Raw genomic sequence first — 15,103 nt, 5'->3', positions numbered from 1 at the left:
AGGATAGACACAACCAATTTGGTTTTTGTAAAAAATCTGACCCTGATCGGGTTTTTTACCGATTTTTCTTATCATTGAGGAAATAACATGAAATTAGCTCATTTAGCGATTAGTGCCGTAGCATTGTTAACGGGTTTCAGTGCCGTAGCTGCAGAAATCAGTACATCATCCAATCTGGAAATATTGGCTGTCGATGGTCAAAAAGCCGGTGGCGGTTTATTGAAAAAAAATAAAACGGTAACGGTCGCCGACAACGAGACACACCAAGTTGTGGTACGAGTGGCGGAAATTATCCGCTCAGGTTCCGATCGCCGCTTATTCGAATCTGCGCCTGTGATCGTCAGATTCAAAGCCGGCAGTGAAAATATTCAAATTAAAGCGGACGGCGTGCTTGATGAAAGCGACGCCGCTCGTTTTGACAAAAATCCGAAAGTGAGTGTCGTAACGGCAAGCGGTCAGGCTGTGGCGAGCGAGCAAGATATTTTATCGCAAGACGGTTTGTTCCCGGGAAGAAACATCGCTGAAGATTTATCAAGCTACAATAGCAGCGGCGGTAAAGCAGCGGTAGCCGGATTTGCCAGTGCCAGTATGCCGGTTGCGATGGGAATGGCAAATGTGGGCAAAGCTTCAAAAGGTCAAGTGACCGTACAAGGGGAAAACGTTGCGGAACAGCAATTGCAATATTGGTTCCAACAAGCCGATAAAGCAACGCAACAACGTTTCTTGAATTGGGCGAAAAAACAATAAGCAGTAAAATTAAAATAATAAAAAAGTGAGCTTGGCTCGCTTTTTTATTTTAACCGGCAATAAGACAGAAGGACTGGCGATGAAAACAACAACCCGTCAAATTGGTGTAAAAAAACAGATTGCGTTAGTGGCGCATGATCATTGCAAGCAAAGTTTGGTCGATTGGTGCTTAAAAAACCGCACTTCGTTGGCACAACACGATTTATACGGCACCGGCACCACCGGAAATCTGATTGAGCAAAAGAGCGGTTTGGCAATTAAGGCGCTATTGAGCGGCCCGATGGGCGGTGATCAGCAACTTGGCGCGATGATTGCCGAAGGCAAAATCGATTTGCTGGTATTCTTTTGGGATCCGATGAATGCGGTGCCGCACGATCCCGATGTGAAAGCCTTAATGCGGATTTCGACGGTATGGAATATCCCGGTGGCAATGAATCCGGCGACCGCCGACTTTCTGATCAGCTCACCTTGTTTTAATAATCCGGTCGAGATTGAAATTCCCGATTATGCCGGCTATCTGGCGGAACGTTTAAAATAGGTAGAATATGAATTTAGCGCTGAATATTTTCAACTTTGTTTTTTTCGGATTCAGTACCGTGTTGGGGTGGTTTTTCGCTACGATCCTAAGTGCGGTTTTAATTGTCACTTTGCCTTATACCCGCAGTTGTTGGGAAATCACCAAAATGGCATTGGTGCCGTTTGGTCACGAAATTGTGCATGTCAAATATCTGCAACCGACCAATTCTCTGAGTAATAATGTGGGCAGTATACTGAATATTATTTGGTTTGTGGTGTGTGGTTGGTGGCTGTGTTTGCTGCATATTATGGTGGGTATTTCACAGTGCGTTACCATTATTGGTATTCCAAGCGGAATCGGACATTTCAAACTGGCGCAAATTGCCTTGTTCCCGGTTGGGCAGCGTGTGGTGTCAAGCGAAATGGCGCAGACGGTTACAGGGCGGCAATTTACCCAACCGTTTGATCACCGTTAACAACGGAGCGCTAAGGCAACATTGTGAAAACATTCTCTTGGCTGAACAGTAAAGTGATTGCGGTGATTCCGGTGTTTATCGCCGTCAACATCGCTGCCGGATTGGTATGGTATTGGTCGATTTCGGCAGTCGCAATGCCGTTTGTGTTGGGAATTATTGCCGCCGGTTTGGTCGATTTGGATCACAGTCTGAGCGGAAAGATCAAAAATATCCTGATTACGCTCGCCGCATTTACCACCTCCGCTTTCGGCGCGCAAATTTCACTGAATAATCCGCTTTATTTTGCCTTGATGATGACGCTGTTCACCTTCGTGTTCACCATGATGGGTGCACTGGGACAGCGTTACAGCACCATTGCCTTCGGCACCTTGATTGTCGCGCTTTACACCTCATTGACCTATTTGCCGCAAACGGAATGGTATATCAATCCGTTAATGATTGTTTGCGGCACGTTGCTGTATAGCATTTGCTCGGTGCTGACCTATCTGTTTTTTCCACGTTACAAAGTGGATGAAAATCTGGCAAACGCCTATTTGGCACTTGCCGATTATCTGGATTGCAAATCCAAATTTTTTGATCCCGATGAAAGTGAAAACAGCGAGCCATTGCACTTGGAATTGTCACAACTCAACAGCAACGTGATCAATGCTTTTAGCTTATGCCGCCAATCGCTGTTTTATCGTTTGGGCAGGCAGCAACACCGTTCGTCTAAAACCAGCCGGTTGATCCGCTATTATTATGCGGCGCAGGATATTCACGAGCGCGCCAGTTCATCGCATTTCAATTATCGCAAGCTGGTACAAAAACTGCAAAACAGCGATTTGATTTTCCGTATTCAGCGTTTGTTGGAATTACAAGCGGACGATTGCCGCGATATTGCCAATGCGATTTTGAAACGTGAAACCTACCAACCGAAAGATCGCCTGCAAAGAGCGGTCGGCGGGCTTGATCATTCTTTTCGGCATTTTATCAACCAGTATCCGGACAGCTCACAAGCGGAAAATTTGCGTACCCTAATCGCCAATTTAAAACATATTCTATGGCAGCTGCTGTTTCTTGGTAAAGAAAGCAATGAAATCCAACAATCTTTCAGCCAAATTATCAGCACTGACAGCGTGCGCGGACTGCGTGAAATTATTGCGGCGGTGAAGAATCATCTGACATTCGAATCGCAACTGTTCCGCCATGCGGTGCGGTTGTCGTTAGTGGTGTTGGTCTGTTGTATCATTGCCGTCGGTTTGAATTTAGAGCGAGGATACTGGGTGCTGCTGACGGCGATTTTTGTCTGTCAACCGAATTATTCGGCGACCAAAAAACGTTTGCGTGATCGGGTGATCGGCACTTTACTCGGGGTGGTTATCGGCTCGCTGTTGCCCTATTTTACAGCGACCTTAGCCGCCAAACTGGGCGTTTTAGTCGCCACCAGCACCCTGTTTTTCTTCTTTAGAAGCAATAATTACCGTTTTTCCACGTTGTTTATCACCATACAAGTGCTGGTCAGTTTTGACATCAGCGGCTTTGATCTGCATGCCGCGATGTTGCCGCGCGTGATTGACACCTTAATCGGCGCCAGCGTGGCATGGCTGGCGGTGTCTTATCTGTGGCCGGATTGGAAATACATGAAGATCATGCGCCTTATCCGGCGCAGCATTCAGAATAACGCCCGTTATTTGCTGTATATTATGGCGCAACTGCAATTTGGCGAACGCAATCATGTCAATTACCGCAGCGTCCGTTTGGCGGCGCATGAAAGTGCGGCGGAATTAAACACGCTGATTGGTAATATGAACAGTGAAGCGGAAAAATACCGCACTTTTCTACCAAACGCTTTCCAACTGTTGAAACAAAATTATCGTTTGCTTGGCTATATCTCGGCATTGGGGGCATTTCGGCATACCATGGGAGAGCATGGGGACAATAACTATTTCTTAATTGACCTTTATCCGGCGGCACGGGAATTAATCGAGGTGTTGCAAACCCTGGAACAACTGCCGGAAGCGCAATTCCAACAGAAAATCGAGCATATTCGGCAACGTTTGCAACTTGAAGCGAATATGCAATTTGCTAGCGCAACCCAGCTGCAACAAGACAGAGTGCTGCGCCAACAGCTGAATATGATGACCCAACTGCTGCCGGAATTGTACCAAAGCGTACAGCAGCAGTTGAAATTGGAGGCGGAGAAGTAACCGTTAAACCGTCAATGGTGCAGCCAAGTTCAGTGGTTTAATTTGCAACGGTTGAGGAGCGGTTTTCAGCTGCCAAATATCATAAGCCGCCTGTAATTTCAGCCATAAATCGGCACTACTGACACCGGCTAATTCTAGACGATAAGCCAAATTTGCAGAGACAGGGGCTCTCTCATGTAGAATTCGCGAAATGGTTTCACGTGAAAATCCCAAATGCGCGGCAAAATCGGTGATGGTCATTTGCAATTCGGGCAACACATCTTCACGTAAAATTGCACCGGGGTGAGTCGGTTTCCTGATTTTCATGATTTTTCCGCCTTAATGGTAATCTTCATAATCTAAAATATAAGCATGACCTTGTTTAAACTCAAAAGTAATGCGCCAATTTCCCGACACCGTCATCGACCAAACGTCGGCACGATTGCCTTTTAATTCATGTGATTTATAAAAAAGCGGAAATCACCAATACTGGCGGCTTTGTCGATAACATCGAGCATACGCAGTAATTTAGCCGCGTGTGCAGGATTAACCCCGTTGCTATAGCCTTATTTCAAATAACTGCTTTAGCCCTTTATGTTTAAAACTTTTAATCATATGCCGTTTATTTGTGATGTATCGTATCACAAAATGGATACAAAGGTGAATCAAGAAGGCTATTTTAATCAGATAAAAATTCGGCGCAGTCCTTCGGGTTAATTTTTGCGATGAAGATCGTAAAAATAAGAATTAGCTTATTCTTCTTTTTCACCCTCTTCTTCCAACTCGTCCGCCATGGCCGATAACGCCTCGCGGCAGAGTTGCGCTAGGGCGCGGTAGAAACCCTGATCATGCGCTTCGACTTTGCCGAGAAATTTGCTCATGACGGGCAGTAAAAATTGTTCAAATAAGGTTTGTTGTGCCAGTGTCGAATCGACATTGTCTTCCAACCATGACGCGGTCAGCAATAAATGGGCGACATGATCCGCTTGTGGCAGTGCGTCCATACCCCGTTGGTTTCTGAATTCAATAAAATCGGCTAAATTGTCGCGATAAGCTGAAATCTTCGGGCTTACTGTGCCGTTTTCGGCGAAAAGTTGTTGGTATTCTGCGTTTAATTGTTCAATGGCAACCGCACTTTGCAACTGTTGTAACGTCTTTTCGCTTTGGCTGTCGGTGCTCAATGCCCAAAGTGCGGTCAGGTTGCCTTGTTGCAGCCAAGTGAAAATCGGCGCAAGCACCTCATCTTGCGGCGTGCGGTAAAACAGATTGCCGAACAAGCGGCAAAGCATGGAAAAATCATTAATCGTAGTCGTTGTTGTCATCGGAATTGCCCTCATTATCGTATCAATAGGTTTCGGCGGGTTAAAATTTCGGTACAATGCTAACATAAAATCAGCCATAAATTAGGATTAGAAACAGATGAAATATATCGGTGCGCACGTCAGTGCCGGCGGCGGCGTGGAAAATGCCGTGACCAATGCGGTGGCAATCGGCGCGAATGCCTTTGCGTTGTTTACCAAAAACCAACGCCAGTGGGTGGCAAAACCGCTGACGGAAAGCAGTATCAAACAATTTAAACAGGCGCTTTATCAGGCGAAAATCGATCCGAAACACGTTTTGCCGCACGACAGCTATCTGATTAATTTAGGACACCCTGAAGCAGAAGCGTTGGCGAAATCGCGCGCTGCGTTTATCGATGAAATGCAGCGTTGCCGGCAGTTGGGCTTATCGTTGCTGAATTTTCACCCCGGCAGCCATTTGCGCCGAATTTCCGAACAGGATTGTATTGCGATTATCGCCGAATCGATCAATCTGGCACATCAACAAGTGCCGAATGTGGTGGCGGTGATTGAAAATACCGCAGGGCAGGGTTCGAATATCGGTTATCGTTTCGAACATCTGGCGGGAATTATCGAACAAGTTGAGGATAAAAGCCGGGTCGGCGTGTGTTTGGATACCTGCCATACCTTTTCCGCCGGTTACGACATCTCAAGTGCGGTCGGTTGTGAGCGGGTGTTTCATGAATTTGCACGGATTGTCGGTTTTGAGTTCCTGAAAGGCATGCACCTCAACGGCTCGAAAACCGCACTTGGCAGCCGGGTGGATCGGCATGATGTCTTACGTGGCGGCACAATCGGCACGGCGGTATTTGAATACATTATGCAACATGACGAATTTAATGATATGCCGCTGATTTTGGAAACCGTCAAGCCGGAAATTTGGGCGGAAGAAATTAATTGGTTGCGCAATTTGGCGTCTGAGGTTTAGAGAATTTCTTAACGTTATCGATTTTTATTAACGATTTTTTGAAGTTGCTCAAAAAAATAGATTTATCTGGCAAAAAAAACGGCTTTTTGCTGGAAAGGCAGCGTTACTTTCCGTAGAATCAAAGCACTTTCGAAGATTAATAACCTCTAATTCATATTATGTTGCGTAAACTGCTTTTTATTTTCGGCATTGCCGCTTTAACCGCCTGTAGTCATAACGGGCAACATACCGTTTATCAGTCCCAAGATACGCGTATCCGCACCAATTTGCCGAAAAATATCGGTAATGGCGTGAGCTTAGCGCAATTTACTAAACTGCATGAGTTTTACCACAACTGGCAGGGCGTGCGCTACCGTTTGGGCGGCACAACCCAAAACGGGATTGATTGCTCCGCCTTTGTATTAAACGCGTTTGATCGTGCGTTTGGGCTGCAAATGCCGCGCAGCACCGCCGAACAACGCCATGTCGGTAAAAAAATCAATAAAAGCGAGTTGGAATTTGGCGATTTGGTGTTCTTCCGTAAAAATAAACATGTGGGCATTTATATCGGCAACGGAGAGTTTATCCACGCCAGCACCAGTAAAGGCGTCACCACCAATTCGTTATCCGAAAACTATTGGTCGCGAAACTACACCCAATCGCGCCGTGTGATTAATTAACTGACATAAATCATAAAGGAAAGTGCGGTTATGCCGGCAAACCCGATTCTTGGTTTTCATCATGTCGCACTGATTGTCTCCGATTACGCACGTTCAAAGCAGTTCTATTGTGAAATCTTGGGCGCAAGCGTTATCGCCGAAACCTACCGTGCCGAACGGCAAAGCTATAAATTGGATTTAGCCTTTGCCGACGGCAGCCAAATCGAACTATTTTCTTTCCCTAATCCGCCCGAACGCTTAACCCAACCCGAAGCCTGCGGTTTGCGCCATCTTGCGTTTCAAGTCGCCGATCTGCAAAGTGCGGTCGATTATTTGCAACAACGGGGCGTAGCTTGCGAACCGATCCGTATTGATCCGCTCACCGGCAAACCATTTACCTTTTTTCAAGATCCTGACGGTTTACCACTGGAATTTTATCAAGGGGAGTTTTATCGGGTTTGAGCTATTCGTTGGCAACAAAGTGCGGTTCAACCGCACTTTCGTGTTTAAGCCTGCTTTTTAAATTCGGCGATGCGTTGTAAATGTTGTGAGATTTTCTTGAATTTATGGCTTTCGTTTTCGTCCCAAACAATGTCATAGAACGGCGAAAGCGTGTCGGCGCTGCGTTGCGAATCTAAAATGCCGTCCTCTTTTGATAAGAACACCAAACAGCGTTGGCGGTTTTTTTCACGGAAATGCTCCACGCATTTGGTGGCGATGTCTTGGTATTCTTCCGGACGGTCGATTTTGCCCTGCATATTTTCATAGGGAAACAGATTCGGATTGAAAATCGCTTGTTTAATGCGGCATAAGAAACCGATTCGCTCCGCCCAGTAGCCGCCTAAGCCGACACCGCAAATCAGCGGCGCGGGATCTTTGCTCTCATTCACCAATTTATGCACTTCGTTCAGCAAATGCTGCATATCGTGGCGCGGGTGCAAGGTGCTGTAGGTGACGAAACGCACGTCGGGATCGATAAATTTCAATTGTAGGATTTTTTCGTGATTCCCCGGACTATTGCAATCAAAACCGTGTAGATAAATAATCATTTTTGATTTCCCATAAAATACTTGTCAGGTGATAACCATAAACAATTTATGTTTATTGATCAACCGTTGCCGACAAAATCTGTTTTTCCAAATAGGCGATCATTTGCAGTGCGATGTCGATTTTACTGGTTTTTTCAATCAGTTCTAAGCCCGGACTGGCATTGACTTCCAAAATCATCGGGCCTTGATTGGAGCGGATAATATCCACCCCGGCAATATCAAGCCCTAAGGTTTGCACCGATTGCAGCGCCAAGGTTTTTTCCCGTTCGCTTAATTGGACTGGCTGCGCCTGCCCGCCGCGATGTGCATTGGCGCGAAATTCCCCGTTCTGCCCGCTGCGTTGCATACTGGCGATGATGTTGTTGCCGATCACGAAACAGCGGATATCCGAACCGTTGGCTTCGTGGATAAAATCTTGCAGCAGCGAGGCGATATTGGCTTGCTTCAGGGTTTCTAAAATACTGACCGCACTTTGCCGTTTTTCCGCCAACATCACGCCGATCCCTTGCGAACCGGACAGGGTTTTTAAAATCGTCGGCGAGGCAATTTGACCGACCGCATACTTGGCATCGAATTCATTGCCGCATAATGCGCTCGGCGGCACGGCGATGTCCTGTTGTTGCAACAACATCAAGCTGTGCCATTTGTCACGCGCATTCAAAAAGGCTTGCGAGCCGTTTAAACAGGGCACATCCATCGCTTCAAAATGGCGCAACAGCGCACAGCCCATCGCCGTGCTGCCCGAACCGAAACGCGGGATCACCGCGTCATAATCGGGCAATAAATACGGCGTTTGATCAAACCGCACTTGGTAATAAATTTTGAATTGGCGCGATTGCTCCTGATCCAGTTTTAACAAACAACGATTCGGATCGATAATATCCAACGTATGTCCGCAACTTTCCGCCGCCTCCAGCAAGCGTTGGCAGCTATATAAGCGCGGTTCGCGACACAGCATTAACAGTTTCATCGCCGATCTCCGCTATTTTTTGGCAAAACCCTGCCGTTGCAGATAGCCCAAAACGTGTGGACGCACCGGTTTGCCGAGGGTTTTCATCACATTGCGCGACCAATCCATGTCGGTTTGGCTGCGCTGCCAATAATAGTCGGCGACTTGGCGGTCATAATCTTGCAATAACGACGGATCGAGCGCTTGGTAACGGTTTTCACTGAGCAAAACCGCACCGGGTAAACGCGGTTTCAACGGCGGATCTTGATCGGGATAGCCCAGGCATAAACCGACTAACGGGATCACATGCTGCGGTAACTGCAACAGCTCTCCAACCTCTTGTATTTTATTACGAATCGAGCCGATATACACTCCGCCTAAACCGAGTGATTCGGCGCTTAACAGCACATTTTGCGCCATAATGCCGACATCGACACTGCCGATCAGCAACACTTCGCTGTAATCGGTCTGCGCCTCCGGCAGAATTTGGTGGTGGCGCTGGAAATCAATGCAAAACACCCAAAATTCCGCTGCGTCCGCAACATATTGTTGATCGGAAGCGTAGTATTTCATTTGCTCACGCACGGCGTTATCGGTAATTCGAATAATCGAAACGCATTGCAGATGATTCGAGGTTGAAGCGGCGCGGGCGCATTCGATTAAGGTTTGTACGGTTTCGGCGGCAATCGCTTGTTGGGTGAATTTACGGATAGAGCGGTGGGCAAGTGCGGTTGCAACGGTGCTTGATGTAGTCGGCTGTCGGCTCATACGGGAATCTCCAATCAATAACACGGAATAAATGAATGTGATGGCTTGATATATTACACCAATCACATTAATGCAGAAAAATCTTTTCTTATTTGCCGGCGGATCGGCTAGAATGGATCGGCTTAAAACAGTTATTTACCATGAAACAGGAGCTCCTATGTTTACCGTTATTTTTGGCCGTCCGGGCTGTCCTTATTGCGTACGTGCAAAAGCGTTAGCCGAAAAACTGCAAAACACCCGCGATGATTTCGAATATCGCTATGTTGATATTATCGCCGAAGGTATCAGCAAAGCGGATTTGTCTAAATCCGTCGGCAAAGAAGTGCAAACCGTGCCGCAAATCTTCATTGACGAGCAGCCAATCGGCGGTTGCACCGATTTTGAAGCGATCATCAAAGAGAAATTTGGTGTCGTAGCTTAAACCGCACTTTTTATCAATCGAAAAGCAAACGCGTTGTGCTTCGGCACGGCGCGTTTTTTATGCTATACTGCGCGCGAATTTTTTAAGCGGAAACCATGAAGAGGAAAAAAGAGTGGAACAAATGCCAAATTGCCCGAAATGTAACGGCGAATATGTTTATCACGACACCATTCAATTTGTCTGCCCGGATTGCGGCAACGAATGGAACGGCGAAGAAACTGACGACGGCAGCGAGGAGTTTATCGTCAAAGACAGCAACGGAAACCAACTGCAAGACGGCGATTCCGTGATTTTAATCAAAGATTTAAAAGTGAAAGGCTCATCTCTCGTGTTGAAAAAAGGCAGCAAAGCGAAAAATATCCGCTTGGTTGATTCCGATCACAATGTCGATTGCAAAATCGACGGCGTGAGCTTGGCGCTAAAATCCGAGTTTTTGAAGAAAGCCTAACCGCACTTTAGTATTTATAGTTGAAAGCCGTTTTTTAAACAACCTATTGTTTAAAAACGGCTTTTTTGTTGCTTGCTTTACAAATACAACGCCATCACCAGCGCATTTTCGCGTTTGCCGTCGGCGGCGGGGTAGTAGTTTTTGCGTTGGGTGACCAGATTAAAGCCCAAGCGGTCATACAGTTTTTGTGCAGCAAGGTTGGATTGGCGCACCTCCAGCCAGAGAGTCAATACCGCACTTTGCCTTAATTCGGTGATTAAATGTTGCAGTAACTTTTCTCCCAAGCCTTGTTGCTGATAGGCGGGATCGATTGCGATATTAAACAAGGTGGCTTCGTCCAACACCGTTTGGCAAATGGCGAAACCGACTAATTTTCCGTCTTGCAGCAATTTTAAATTCAGATAACGCTCGCCTTGATTATTCAGCAACGTGCCTTTTGACCACGGCGTGATATGCGCTTGCCGTTCGATTTGGTAGGCGCGCTCAAAATCCGTGCTTTGCAGCGCTAAAATCTCAATCATGAGCCGTCATCCTGTAGTTGGAATTGTTGCAACTGCTGCCACAGACGGCGTTTGGCTTGTGGATTTTGCAGCAGGGTTTGCCAGTCGTCAGTTTGAATGTGCGGCAGGGCTTGAAGTGCGGTTTGCGTTTGCCCGGATAATTCGGGCGTTTCCCCGACCAGCCACAGCGCGGGCGAATGCGTGATTTTCAGGCGGTTAAGTTGTTCGCTGTTGATGATTAAGCATTGCGCCGCCCGAATGCCGAGTGCGCGATACAAATCCGCCAGCAAGCTGTCGGCGGGCGATTGCTCGCTGACTAACAGCAATTTGATATTTTCCGCCACGGCAATCGCCGCCGCGCCTTTTAACGCTTGCGGACGGCGCAATGTCCATTGGTCGATGCCCATTTGTTGCAACAAGCGCGCGCGGCGTGCAGGCATAATAATCCTCGTGAAATGCGAAATCTGTATTATAATGAGCGACGATTTTAACCAATAACCCTCAGGATTTATAGTGATTTCAGTCGAAAGCCAAGTTTTGCAACGCCACCTTCCTTTTTTTGACGATAAATCGGTGCTGTTTGCCGGCAATCTGCACGATCTTTTCCCTAGCCAACTGAAAAACAGCCGTTCGTTGCAAGTGGTCAGCAGCTATTATGATTATGTGCGCAAGGCGCAAAGTGCGGTTGCGGCGGATTTTGCGCTTGAAAACCGTCATCAGGCGGATCTGATGGTCTATTATTGGGGTAAAAACAAGCAGGAAATGCAATTTCAGCTCATGCAAATGCTGGCGCAAGCCCCACTGGGACAATCGCTGTTGATTATCGGCGAAAACCGTTGCGGGGTGCGTTCGGCGGAGAAAATGCTGCAACCGTTCGGCAAGATTCACAAAATTGATTCGGCGCGCCGTTGCGGGCTGTATCATTTTGAATTACAACATAAACCGCACTTTGAACTGGAAAGCTACTGGAAACAATATCGGCATCCGCAATTAGCCGATTTGCGCGTACATAGCTTGCCGGGCGTATTTAGTGCCGGCGAATTGGATCAGGGAACGGCACTGTTGTTGTCGAGCTTGCAACAAAAACTGCGGGGACGAGTGCTGGATTTGGGCTGTGGCGCAGGCGTGATCGGCGGTTATTTAAAACGGCAAAATCCGGCGATTGAGCTGGTGATGAGCGATATTCATGCGATGGCGATTGCGTCGGCGAACCGCACTTTGCAACAAAATCAGTTACAAGGCAAGGTGGTCGCCAGCGATGTGTTTTCCGATTTGAGCGGCAAATTCGATTTGATCATCTCCAATCCGCCATTCCACGACGGCATTGACACCGCCTATCGCGCGGTGGAAACCTTGATTTCACAAGCAAAATGGTTTTTAAATCAAGGCGGGGAGTTGCGTATCGTAGCGAATGCGTTTTTGCCTTATCCGGAATTGTTGGATCGCCATTTTGGCGCACATCGCGTGCTGGCGAAAAGCACGAAATTTAAAGTCTATGCGGTTTACGCCTGATTTGCACAGGTGCGTAAGCAGCGAAATCTTGTTATACTTGCCCAAATTCATTGCAAGGATTGATTATGCCAGATTCAACAACTCAGAACAGTGCAAATAATACCATTATTATTGCGATTGCCGGCGCGTCTGCCTCCGGCAAAAGCCTGATCGCCTCCACCATTCATAAAGAATTATGCGAAGAAGTGGGCGGCGGCGACATCGGGATTATTTCCGAGGATTCCTATTATAAAGACCAAAGCCATCTGTCGTTTGAACAGCGGATCGAAACCAATTACGACCACCCGAATTCGATGGATCACGATCTGTTGGTGGCGCATTTGCAACAGTTAAAACGCGGCGAAACCATTCAAGTGCCGGAATACAGCTATGTTGAACACACCCGCACCGCCAACAGCCGCGAATTTGCGCCGCGCCGGGTGATTATTCTGGAAGGGATTTTATTGCTGACCGACGAACGTTTGCGCAATGAATTGAGTGCGTCGATTTTCGTCGATGCGCCGCTGGACATTTGCTTTATCCGCCGTTTGCAGCGTGATATGCAGGAACGTGGCAGAAGTTTGGAATCGGTGGTGTCGCAATACCGCAAAACCGTGCGCCCGATGTTCTTGCAGTTTATTCAGCCGTCAAAACAGTTTGCTGATATCATCGTGCCGCGCGGTGGAAAAAACCGCATTGCGATCAATATCTTAAAAGCACAAATTCTACAAATGTTAAAACAAAAATAGGGGAAACGGCATGAGATTATGTGATCGTGATATTGAAACCTATTTGGATCAAGGCATTATTGCGCTTGAACCGCGTCCGAGCAATGACAAAATCAACGGCGCAACCGTTGATGTGCGTTTGGGCAATTCTTTCCGCGTGTTTCGTGAATACAACGCGCCTTATATTGATTTGAGCGGCGAACGCTCGGAAATCTCCGCCCAGTTGGAGCGCGTGATGAGCGAAGAGATCGTATTGAATGACGATGAAGCTTTTTTCCTGCACCCGGGCGTCTTGGCATTGGCGACCACCTACGAATCGGTCAAACTGCCGGCAAATGTGATCGGCTGGCTGGACGGGCGTTCTTCCTTGGCGCGTTTGGGGCTGATGGTGCACGTGACTGCCCACCGGATCGATCCGGGCTGGGAAGGCAAAATCGTGTTGGAATTCTTCAACTCCGGTAAATTGCCGTTGGCATTGCGCCCGAAAATGACGATTGGTGCGTTGAGTTTTGAAATTTTAAGCGGCGAAGCGGCACGCCCGTACAACAGCCGTAGCAACGCCAAGTACAAAAATCAGCAAGGTGCGGTCGCCAGCCGTATCAACGAGGACTAAAGCGCGATGGGGCAGCCATGGTGGAAGCGGCGGGTGCTGTATCCGGTTCTGCTTGGAACTGCCTCACTGTCGTTTTTAACCTATTATCAGCTTGGCACATTTGAACGAAAAATCACCGCTGAATTGCGCCGATTGCCTGATTTTCAATTTCAACAAGCGCAATTGAATTATTTTCCCTCGCCGACACTGCAGTTAAAACAAGCGCAATATCACTATCAGGATTGGCAATTTTCGGCGCAACAAGTCGAATTGCAATTCGGTTGGCGGTCATTACTCACCTTTTCCCCGAAAGTAAAACAAGTACAGCTCAGCGGTGGCAATGTGTATTCGGCACAGCAGTTGCAATTCGCCGATTTAACGCTTGTCTTGAGCGAGATTGCTCCGAATTACCAAGCGGCGAAAGTGGATTTAACCGCGCAAAACCGGCGGCAAGATGAATGGCGGTTAAGTGCGGTGGCGCAGCGTTTCCCGAATGGAATCGAGTTATACCAAACCGAGCTGAACGCCGAGATGGCAGAGGACTATTTTTTGAACAACCGCAGGTTGCGGTTTATGGCGGAAAAAGTTTCGTTGTCTGAACAACAAAATTCGTGGCAACTGACGTTACAACAGGCAAGATTAAATCAGTTAAATATTCAAAGTGCGGTCTTGCATTATGCTTTGCCCGCGCAAGTGACGCAGAAACCGCACTTGCAGTTGGTATTGCGCCAAGCACAGGGTAGTTTGCACGTTCAGGCTGTACGGCAAAATAACGCAAACCGATTGCAATTAAAAGCGAGAGGCTTGGCGTTGCAACCTTGGCTGGCATTTTTACAACTGCCGGAATTGTTAGACGGCACGGCGGATTTTGACGGCAACGCACTGTTTGAGCAAGGCGTGTTGTATCAGGGTGACTTACGTTTGCGTGCCAGAGATACCGCACTTAACGGCTTGAACCTACTGGAAATGATTAGCCAATATTACCCGATTCGCCAAGGGGCGAAGCAATATGCCGATCGCATTGCCACCCCGTTTAAGCAGATAGATTTGGATCTGAATTGGGCGGATAATCGCTTGCGAATGAAACAGATCCAAGCGCAGGGCGAGGATTTGAATTTAAGCGGCAAAGGCGAGATGAACCTGACCGATTTCACTTGCCGTTTGGAGTTGCGGCTGTCGCCGACTCTGGCGGGCTATTCCCAATACCAATTGCCGGTCAGCTTGTTTGGCCCATGCCGTTCGCCGCAATACCGGATTAGCATTGATAAAAAATTGGGCAATCAACTGAAACGGTTGTTGAAAGAAAAATTGCAGGAAAAAGAGTAAGCGGGCTGGAAAAGAAAATCT

21 protein-coding genes are annotated in these 15,103 nt (G+C 47.5%); 13 read left to right on the top strand and 8 right to left on the bottom strand.

What is annotated here, in order from left to right; translation table 11 throughout:
* Nucleotides 1-87: 87 nt before the first annotated feature.
* The 4 genes from ACWA5Z_RS13210 (at nucleotide 88) to yccS (ending at nucleotide 3,925) form a co-directional block, all read left to right on the top strand.
* Complete coding sequence (locus tag ACWA5Z_RS13210; protein WP_431053117.1) at nucleotides 88-747, top strand: curli polymerization inhibitor CsgI-related protein; 660 nt, start codon at nucleotides 88-90, stop codon at nucleotides 745-747.
* A 79-nt stretch (nucleotides 748-826) separates the two neighbouring features.
* Nucleotides 827-1,285 carry a methylglyoxal synthase gene (locus ACWA5Z_RS13205; RefSeq protein WP_431053115.1) on the top strand — a complete coding sequence of 153 codons (459 nt, stop codon included), beginning with the start codon at nucleotides 827-829 and terminating at the stop codon, nucleotides 1,283-1,285.
* Nucleotides 1,286-1,292: 7 nt separating this feature from the next.
* Nucleotides 1,293-1,739: a YccF domain-containing protein gene (locus tag ACWA5Z_RS13200; protein ID WP_431053113.1), complete on the top strand. Its 447-nt coding sequence runs from the start codon at nucleotides 1,293-1,295 to the stop codon at nucleotides 1,737-1,739.
* 23 nt (nucleotides 1,740-1,762) lie between these two features.
* Entirely contained in the window at nucleotides 1,763-3,925 is a 2,163-nt protein-coding gene (gene yccS, locus ACWA5Z_RS13195) for a YccS family putative transporter (protein ID WP_431053111.1), read from the top strand.
* A 3-nt stretch (nucleotides 3,926-3,928) separates the two neighbouring features.
* Here the strand turns inward: yccS and ACWA5Z_RS13190 are convergent, their stop codons facing one another.
* From ACWA5Z_RS13190 to ACWA5Z_RS13180, 3 genes are all read right to left on the bottom strand, one after another.
* Nucleotides 3,929-4,231 carry a HigA family addiction module antitoxin gene (locus ACWA5Z_RS13190; protein WP_431053110.1) on the bottom strand — a complete coding sequence of 101 codons (303 nt, stop codon included), beginning with the start codon at nucleotides 4,229-4,231 and terminating at the stop codon, nucleotides 3,929-3,931.
* A gap of 12 nt (nucleotides 4,232-4,243) precedes the next feature.
* Nucleotides 4,244-4,327: a hypothetical protein gene (locus ACWA5Z_RS13185; protein WP_431054248.1), complete on the bottom strand. Its 84-nt coding sequence runs from the start codon at nucleotides 4,325-4,327 to the stop codon at nucleotides 4,244-4,246.
* A gap of 329 nt (nucleotides 4,328-4,656) precedes the next feature.
* Complete coding sequence (locus ACWA5Z_RS13180; RefSeq protein ID WP_431053108.1) at nucleotides 4,657-5,226, bottom strand: TorD/DmsD family molecular chaperone; 570 nt, start codon at nucleotides 5,224-5,226, stop codon at nucleotides 4,657-4,659.
* Nucleotides 5,227-5,323: 97 nt separating this feature from the next.
* Here ACWA5Z_RS13180 and nfo point away from each other — a divergent pair, with 97 nt between their 5' ends.
* The 3 genes from nfo to gloA2 all read left to right on the top strand — a co-directional run bounded on the left by nfo (nucleotide 5,324) and on the right by gloA2 (nucleotide 7,272).
* A complete protein-coding gene (gene nfo, locus ACWA5Z_RS13175; RefSeq protein WP_431053106.1) occupies nucleotides 5,324-6,172 on the top strand; it encodes a deoxyribonuclease IV in 849 nt (282 codons plus the stop codon).
* Nucleotides 6,173-6,330: 158 nt separating this feature from the next.
* Nucleotides 6,331-6,831, top strand: a complete 501-nt coding sequence (locus ACWA5Z_RS13170; RefSeq protein ID WP_431053104.1) for an NlpC/P60 family protein — start codon at nucleotides 6,331-6,333, stop codon at nucleotides 6,829-6,831.
* Nucleotides 6,832-6,861: 30 nt separating this feature from the next.
* On the top strand, nucleotides 6,862-7,272 hold the full coding sequence (gene gloA2 / locus ACWA5Z_RS13165; RefSeq protein WP_431053102.1) for an SMU1112c/YaeR family gloxylase I-like metalloprotein: 411 nt from the start codon (nucleotides 6,862-6,864) through the stop codon (nucleotides 7,270-7,272).
* A 44-nt stretch (nucleotides 7,273-7,316) separates the two neighbouring features.
* Here the strand turns inward: gloA2 and ycfP are convergent, their stop codons facing one another.
* The 3 genes from ycfP to nfsA are packed head-to-tail and all read right to left on the bottom strand — an operon-like array spanning nucleotide 7,317 to nucleotide 9,576.
* Nucleotides 7,317-7,859, bottom strand: coding sequence for an alpha/beta hydrolase YcfP (gene ycfP, locus ACWA5Z_RS13160; RefSeq protein WP_431053100.1), 543 nt, complete (start codon nucleotides 7,857-7,859; stop codon nucleotides 7,317-7,319).
* Nucleotides 7,860-7,911: 52 nt separating this feature from the next.
* A complete protein-coding gene (locus ACWA5Z_RS13155; protein ID WP_431053098.1) occupies nucleotides 7,912-8,829 on the bottom strand; it encodes an ATP-grasp domain-containing protein in 918 nt (305 codons plus the stop codon).
* 12 nt (nucleotides 8,830-8,841) lie between these two features.
* Nucleotides 8,842-9,576, bottom strand: coding sequence for an oxygen-insensitive NADPH nitroreductase (gene nfsA, locus ACWA5Z_RS13150; RefSeq protein ID WP_431053096.1), 735 nt, complete (start codon nucleotides 9,574-9,576; stop codon nucleotides 8,842-8,844).
* 157 nt (nucleotides 9,577-9,733) lie between these two features.
* Between nfsA and ACWA5Z_RS13145 the strand changes: the two genes are divergently transcribed.
* Nucleotides 9,734-9,997 carry a GrxA family glutaredoxin gene (locus ACWA5Z_RS13145; RefSeq protein ID WP_431053094.1) on the top strand — a complete coding sequence of 88 codons (264 nt, stop codon included), beginning with the start codon at nucleotides 9,734-9,736 and terminating at the stop codon, nucleotides 9,995-9,997.
* Nucleotides 9,998-10,109: 112 nt separating this feature from the next.
* Entirely contained in the window at nucleotides 10,110-10,445 is a 336-nt protein-coding gene (locus ACWA5Z_RS13140) for a zinc ribbon domain-containing protein YjdM (protein WP_431053092.1), read from the top strand.
* A gap of 77 nt (nucleotides 10,446-10,522) precedes the next feature.
* Here ACWA5Z_RS13140 and rimI read toward each other — a convergent pair whose 3' ends face one another.
* Both rimI and ACWA5Z_RS13130 read right to left on the bottom strand, forming a co-directional pair.
* Nucleotides 10,523-10,966 (bottom strand): ribosomal protein S18-alanine N-acetyltransferase, encoded by a 444-nt coding sequence (gene rimI, locus ACWA5Z_RS13135; protein WP_431053090.1) that lies wholly within the window; start codon nucleotides 10,964-10,966, stop codon nucleotides 10,523-10,525.
* Complete coding sequence (locus tag ACWA5Z_RS13130; RefSeq protein ID WP_431053088.1) at nucleotides 10,963-11,385, bottom strand: DNA polymerase III subunit psi; 423 nt, start codon at nucleotides 11,383-11,385, stop codon at nucleotides 10,963-10,965. The genes rimI and ACWA5Z_RS13130 overlap by 4 nt, the downstream gene beginning before the upstream one ends.
* A gap of 73 nt (nucleotides 11,386-11,458) precedes the next feature.
* Between ACWA5Z_RS13130 and rsmC the strand changes: the two genes are divergently transcribed.
* The 4 genes from rsmC to ACWA5Z_RS13110 all read left to right on the top strand — a co-directional run bounded on the left by rsmC (nucleotide 11,459) and on the right by ACWA5Z_RS13110 (nucleotide 15,082).
* Nucleotides 11,459-12,457, top strand: coding sequence for a 16S rRNA (guanine(1207)-N(2))-methyltransferase RsmC (rsmC, locus tag ACWA5Z_RS13125; protein ID WP_431053086.1), 999 nt, complete (start codon nucleotides 11,459-11,461; stop codon nucleotides 12,455-12,457).
* Nucleotides 12,458-12,522: 65 nt separating this feature from the next.
* Nucleotides 12,523-13,185: a uridine kinase gene (gene udk / locus ACWA5Z_RS13120; RefSeq protein WP_431053084.1), complete on the top strand. Its 663-nt coding sequence runs from the start codon at nucleotides 12,523-12,525 to the stop codon at nucleotides 13,183-13,185.
* 10 nt (nucleotides 13,186-13,195) lie between these two features.
* Entirely contained in the window at nucleotides 13,196-13,777 is a 582-nt protein-coding gene (gene dcd / locus ACWA5Z_RS13115) for a dCTP deaminase (RefSeq protein ID WP_431053082.1), read from the top strand.
* Between the two features lie 6 nt (nucleotides 13,778-13,783).
* A complete protein-coding gene (locus ACWA5Z_RS13110) occupies nucleotides 13,784-15,082 on the top strand; it encodes an AsmA-like C-terminal region-containing protein (protein ID WP_431053080.1) in 1,299 nt (432 codons plus the stop codon).
* Nucleotides 15,083-15,103: the final 21 nt, after the last annotated feature.

Source organism: Testudinibacter sp. P80/BLE/0925 (assembly GCF_053570785.1).
Note: the sequence above shows the minus strand (reverse complement) of the source record. Positions and strands in the feature narration are given on the sequence as shown.